Here is a 6855-nt window from a genome sequence, read left to right as displayed (position 1 = left end):
GTTGGACTTCAGCGAGCCCAGCCACAACGGCCGCCCCTCCAACCGCTCCTGGCCGTACGTCGCCAGCAGCGCCTGCGCCTCGATCGGATCCCCCAACGTGGTCCCCGTACCATGCGCCTCCACCGCGTCGACATCCTTCGCCGACAACCCCGCATCAGCCAGCGCCACACGGATCACCCGCTGCTGCGACGGACCGTTCGGCGCCGTCAGACCATTGCTCGCACCGTCCTGGTTCACGGCGCTCCCGCGCACCACCGCCAGCACCGGATGCCCGTTGCGGCGGGCGTCCGACAACCGCTCCAGGAGCAGGATTCCGGCTCCTTCGCCGAAGCCGGTGCCGTCCGCGCCCGCGGCGAAGGACTTGCAGCGGCCATCGGCCGCCAGGCCGCCCTGGCGGCTGAACTCCACGAAGAGTTCGGGACTGGACATCACGGTGACCCCGCCGGCGAGGGCGAGCGCGCACTCGCCGCGGCGCAGCGACTGCACCGCTGTGTGCAGGGCCACCAGCGAGGAGGAGCACGCCGTGTCGATGGTGAGGGCGGGGCCTTCGAGGCCGAACGCGTAGGCGATGCGGCCGGACACGACGCTGCCGGAGTTGCCGGTGCCCAGGAAGCCCTCGACGTCCTCGGGAATGTGCGGGAGGAGCCGTACCGCGTAGTCCTGCTGCATCAGGCCGATGAAGACGCCCGCGGGGGTGCCGCGCAGCGCGGCGGGGTCGATGCCCGCCCGCTCGAACGCCTCCCAGGTGAGCGTGAGCAGGAGGCGCTGCTGCGGGTCCATGGCGATCGCCTCGCGCGGCGAGATGCCGAAGAAGTCGGCGTCGAAGTCGGCGGCGCCGGTGAGGAATCCGCCTTCGCGAACGTACGAGGTGCCGGTGTGCTCGGGGTCGGGGTCGTAGAGCGCGTCGAGGTCCCAGCCGCGGTCGGTGGGGAAGGCGGAGATGCCGTCGCCGCCGGAGGCCACGAGGCGCCACAGGTCGTCCGGGGTGCGGACGTCTCCGGGGAAGCGGCAGCCCATCGCGACGATGGCGACGGGTTCGTCCGCACCGGAGGCGGTGGATGTGAGTGAAGGCGAGGGTGCGGGCGCGGGTGAGGGCGGGAGCGTGGTGCGTCCCGCGTCCGTTCCGGTCAGTTCGTCCCGCAGGTGTGCCGCGAGCGCTTCCGGCGACGGGTGGTCGAAGACCAGCGTGGCGGGGAGCCTCAGACCGGTGGCGGCGTTCAGGCGGTTGCGCAGCTCCACGGAGGCGAGGGAGTCGAAGCCGAGGTCGCGGAAGGCCCGTGCCGGAACGACCGCGCTGTCGGAGGTGTGACCGAGCACGGCGGCGGCCTGGGCGCACACCAACTGGACGAGCGTGCGCAGGCGTTCGGCCTCGGGCAGCGACGCGATGCGCTCCGACAGTGCGGTGCCGGCGTCCCCGGAGGATGCGTCGGCGGCCGCGGCGACCCTGCGTACGGGTACGGGTACGCGTACGAGGGAGCGCAGGAGCGGCGGCACCGGCTCGCCCTCGGCCGCCCGGGCCCGCAGCGCGCGCGGGTCGAGCCGGAGAGGCACGAGCGCCGGGGCGTCGACGGTGAGGGCCGCGTCGAGGAGCGAGAGGCCCTCGTCGGTGGTGAGCGGCGGCATGCCCGAGCGGGCCAGGCGGCGCAGGTCGGCGTCGTCGAGGTGGCCGGTCAGGGCGGAGCGCTGCTCCCACAGGGTCCAGGCGAGGGACTGCGCGGGCAGGCCGAGGGCGTGGCGGTGCCGGGCGAGGGCGTCCACGTAGGCGTTGGCGGCGGCGTAGTTGCCCTGCCCGGGGCCACCGAAGGTGCCCGCGGCGGAGGAGAAGAGGACGAAGGCCCGCAGGTCCAGGTCCCGGGTGAGTTCGTGCAGGTGGAGTGCGGCGTCGGCCTTGGGGCGCAGCACCGTGTCGACGCGGTCGGGCGTGAGGGAGGTGATGACGCCGTCGTCGAGGGTGCCGGCGGCGTGCACGACGGCCGTCAGGGGGTGGTCGGCGGGGACGCCGTCGAGCAGGACGACGAGCGCGTCCCGGTCGGCGGCGTCGCAGGCGGCGACGGTGACGTGCGCGCCGAGCCCGGTGAGTTCCGCGATGAGCTCCGTGGTGCCCGGCGCGTCGGGTCCGGAGCGCCCGGCGAGGAGGAGGTGGCGGACGCCGTGCCGGGCCACGAGGTGGCGGGCCACGCGGGAGCCGAGCAGTCCGGTGCCGCCGGTGACGAGGACGGTGCCGTCGGGGTCGAAGGCGACCGGTACCGGGTCGGTGGCGGGGACCTTGGCGAGGCGGGGCGCGAGGACGGTGTCGCCACGTACGGCGAGTTGCTGTTCCCCGGAGGTGAGCGCGGAGGCGAGCGCGGAAGTGAGGGCGGGAGCGAGGGCGGAGGTGAGGGCGGGAGTGAGGGCGGGAGTGCAGGCAGAGGTGAGCGGCGAGGTGACGGGCTCCGAGGCGGCATCCGTCTCCGCATCCGTCTCCTTCTCCCTCCCCCTCTGCCCCCTACCGTCCACGTCCACGAGCACGAACCGGCCGGGGTGTTCCGACTGGGCGGAACGCACCAGCCCCCACACGGCCGCGCGGGCCGGGTCGGCGGGCGCTTCCCGGACCGCGCCCCCGGCGGAGACGGCGTCCCCGGCGGCGAGGGCCTCCCCGGTGGCGAGGGCGTCCCGCGCGACTACCGCGCCCCGCGTGACGAAGGCGAGCCGCGTATCGCCGAGACGCTCGTCGGCGAGCCACGTCTGAAGGGTCTCCAGGGCCCGGTGAACGGCGGCGTGCACTTCTTCCACGCCGCCCACGCCCCCTCCACCGCACGGCAGTTGAGGCACCAACACCAGCCCGGGAGCCACCTCGCCCGCGTCCAGGGCGGCGACGAACGCAGCCATGTCGGCATGGACGGTCGCTCCCGGCAAGCCGAGGTCATCGGGCCCGACGACCGTCCAGTCGGCGTCCACGGGATCGGGCGGGCAGGTGACAGGAACCCACTCCACCTGGAACAGCGAGTCGTGGTGGGTTCGGGCCGCGCCGGCACCCGGTGCGGCCGGGCGCAGGGTCAGGGACTCCACGGAGGCGACGGGGCCTCCGGTGGCGTCGGCGATGTCGAGGGCGAGGGTGTCCGGCGCGGTCCGGGTCAGGCGGACGCGCAGCGCGGCGGCGCCCGACGCATGCAGGGTCGCCCCCGACCAGACGAACGGCATGCGACCACCGTCACCACCCGCCCCGCCGCCCTGCGCGAAGCCCTCCGCGCCACCCTGCGCTACGCCCTCCCCGCCGCCCTCCGCGTCATCGGCGGTGGGCCCGTCAACGAGCCCGTCAACGAGCCCGGTGGCGTGCAGAGCCGCGTCGAGCAGCGCCGGGTGCAGGGCGAACCCCTGCGCTTCCTCGTGGAGTTCGGGCGGCAGCACCGCATCGGCGTACAGGTCGTCGCCGAGCCGCCAGGCCGCCGTGAGCCCCTGGAAGGCGGGCCCGTAGGCGAAGCCGCCCTCGGCGTAGCGCTCGTACATGCCGTCGAGGTCGATGGGCTCGGCGCCGGGCGGCGGCCAGGCGCTCAGGTCCATGGGAGACGCGGCGGCGGCCGGGGCGAGGATTCCCGTGGCGTGACGGGTCCACTCCTCGTCCGTGTCCGGGTCGTCGGGACGCGCGTGCAGGGCCAGGGTGCGCGTGCCGTCGCCGGCCGGCGCGCCGACGGACAGGCGCAGCACGACGCCTCCGTCCGGCGGCAGCGTCAGGGGGGCTTCGAGGGTGAGGTCGTCGACGCGGGGGCAGCCGGTGCGGTCACCCGCGAGCACGGCGAGTTCGAGGAAGGCGGTGCCGGGCAGCAGGGCGTTCCCCTGGACGGCGTGGTCGGCGAGCCAGGGGTGGGTGCGCAGTGAGAGCCTGCCGGTGAACAGCATGCTCTCGCTGTCGGCGAGTGCGACGACGGCGCCGAGGAGCGGGTGCCCGGAGGGGTCCAGGCCGAGCGAGGCGGCGTCGGTCGCGGGGACGCCGGTGTCCTCCAGCCAGTAGCGCTCCCGCTGGAAGGCGTACGTGGGCAGGTCGACGCGGTGCGCGCCGCACCCGGTGAGTGCGGTGTCCCAGTCGACGTGGACGCCGCGCACGTGCAGCTCGGCGAGTGCGGTGAGCACCCGGCGCGGGCCGCCGTCGTCGCGGCGCAGCGTGCCGAGGGCGAGGGCGTCGGTGCCCGCGGCGGCAGCGGTGTCCTGGAGGCTCGCGGTGAGCACGGGGTGCGGGCTGACCTCGACGAGGACGCGGTGGCCGTCGGCCAGCAGGGCGCGCGTGGCCTGCTCGAACTCCACGGTGTGGCGGAGGTTGTCGTACCAGTAGGAGGCGTCGAGGCGCTCGCCGTCCAGGAGGCCGCCGGTGACGGTCGAGTAGAAGGGGACGGCGGCCGGTCGGGGCGTGATGCCCGCCAGGGCCTCGGACAGTTCCTCGCGGATCGCTTCGACGTGCGGGCCGTGCGAGGCGTAGTCGACGGGGACGGTGCGGGCCCGTACGCCGTCGGTTTCGAGGGCGGCGAAAAGTTCGGCGAGGGCCTCGGGGTCACCGGAGACGACGGACGACTCGGGGCCGTTCACGGCGGCGAGCGCGATCCGCCCGTCCCAGGGCGCGACGCGTTCCCGTACGCGGTCGGCGGGGAGCGACACCGACACCATGCCGCCGTGCCCGGCGAGGGCCCGCAGCGCTCCGGCGCGCAAGGCGACGACCTTCGCGGCGTCGTCGAGGGTGAGGGCCCCGGCGACGCAGGCGGCGGCCATCTCCCCCTGGCTGTGCCCGACCACGGCGGCGGGCTCGACGCCGTGGGCGCGCCACACCTCCGCGAGGGAGACCATCACCGCGAACAGGGCGGGCTGCACGACGTCCACGCGGTCGAACCCCGGGGCGCCGGGTGCCCCGCGGACCACGTCGAGGAGGGAGAAGTCGGTGTACGGGGCGAGGGCGTCGGCGCACTGGGCGAGACGGGCGGCGAACACCGGTGAGGTGTCGAGGAGTTCACGGGCCATGCCGGGCCATTGGGAGCCCTGGCCGGGGAAGACGAAGGCGACGGCCTCGCCGGTGCGGGCCGTGCCGCGCACGATGCCCGGGGGCAGCGGGTCGGCGTCGCGGGCGAGCGCGTCGAGGCCGTCGAGCAGCGACTGCCGGTCCTCGGTGATGAGGGCGGCCCGGTGTTCGTGCGCGGCCCGTCCCGTCGCCAAGCTGTGCGCGATGTGCGCGGGATGCAGGTCGGGGGCTTGCTCCAAGTGGGCGTACAGCGAGGCGGCTTGGGCGCGCAGGGCGTCGGCGCTGCGCCCCGAGACGACGCAGGACACGGGCCCGGCGAGTTCCTCGGCGGACTGTGGCGCGTCTTCTTCGGCGGACTGTGGCGCGTCGGAGGGCGGTGACGCGTCGGAGGGCTGTGGCGCGTCGGATGGCGGAGGCGCGTCGGCGGGCTCGGCCTGTTCCAGGACGACGTGTCCGTTGGTGCCGCTGACGCCGAAGGAGGACACGGCGGCGCGGCGCGGACGCCCGGTCTCGGGCCAGTCGGTGGGGTCCGTGACGAGCTTCAGCGCCCCCGTGGACCAGTCGACCTGCGGGGTGAGGTCCGTGCCGTGCAAGGAGGGCGGCACCACGCCGTGCCGCATGGCGAGGACCATCTTGATGACGCCGCCGACGCCGGCGGCGGCCTGCGTGTGGCCGATGTTGGACTTCAACGAGCCGAGCAGAAGCGGTCGTTCGCCGTTGTGCTCACGGCCGTACGTGGCGAGGAGCGCCTGAGCTTCGATGGGGTCGCCGAGCGGGGTGCCGGTGCCGTGGGCCTCGACGACGTCGACGTCCGCCGCCGTGAGCCGTGCGTTGGCGAGGGCCTGGCGGATGACGCGCTGCTGGGAGGGCCCGTTCGGGGCGGTGAGGCGGCTGCTGGCGCCGTCCTGGTTGACGGCGGAGCCGCGGACCAGCGCGAGCACCGGGTGGCCGTTGCGGCGGGCGTCCGACAGGCGTTCCAGGAGGAGCATGCCGACGCCCTCGCCCCAGCCGGTGCCGTCGGCGGAGGCCGAGAAGGACTTGCAGCGCCCGTCGCCCGCGAGACCGTTCTGCCGGCTCATCTCCACGAACGGCACGGGCGTGGACATCACCATGGCGCCGCCGGCGAGCGCGAGCGTGCAGTCGCCCTGCCGCAGCGCCTGGCAGGCCAGGTGGAGGGCGACCAGCGACGACGAGCAGGCGGTGTCGACGGAGACGGCAGGTCCTTCGAGGCCGAAGGTGTAGGCGATGCGGCCGGACGCGACGCTGTCGGAGCTGCCGTTGCCGAGGTAGCCCTGGACGTCGTCGGGCACCTGGCGCAGGCGGACCGCGTAGTCCTGGTACATCACCCCGGCGAAGACGCCGGTGCGGCTGCCGCGCAGGGTGTGCGGGTCGATCCCGGCGCGTTCGAAGGTCTCCCAGGTGGTCTCCAGGAAGAGCCGCTGCTGCGGGTCCATGGCGAGGGCCTCGCGCGGCGAGATCCCGAAGAAGCCGGGGTCGAAGCCTGCGACGTCGCCGAGGAAGCCTCCCTCGGCGCTGTAGGTGGTGCCGGGGCGCTCCCCCGCCGGGTCGTGCAGGGCGGCCAGGTCCCAGCCGCGGTCGGCGGGGAAGGGCGTGATCGCGTCGGTGCCCGCCGAGACGAGGTCCCACAGGTCCTCGGGGGTGCGGACACCGCCGGGGTAGCGGCAGCCCATGGCGACGACGGCGATGGGTTCCCGGTCCTTGGCCTCGGCCTCGCCGAGGCGCTGCTTGGTCCGGTGCAGGTCGGCGGCCACCCGCTTGAGATAGTCGCGCAGCTTGTCGTCATTCACCGTGCATCGTCACCTTTGGTACGCGGGGGCGGGCGGAGGGCGGTCGGGGCGGGCGGGTGGCGTGGG

Annotated in this window: 1 protein-coding gene; it reads right to left on the bottom strand. The window is 74.9% G+C overall.

Features of this window, described 5'->3' with window-relative positions:
* Nucleotides 1–6789 (bottom strand): type I polyketide synthase (locus tag AB0N81_RS41030; protein ID WP_365367876.1); only part of this gene is annotated, 6789 nt, incomplete at its 3' end.
* Nucleotides 6790–6855: the final 66 nt, after the last annotated feature.

The organism is Streptomyces sp. NPDC093510 (assembly GCF_040683555.1).
Lineage (GTDB): Bacteria > Actinomycetota > Actinomycetes > Streptomycetales > Streptomycetaceae > Streptomyces.
Note: the sequence above shows the minus strand (reverse complement) of the source record. Positions and strands in the feature narration are given on the sequence as shown.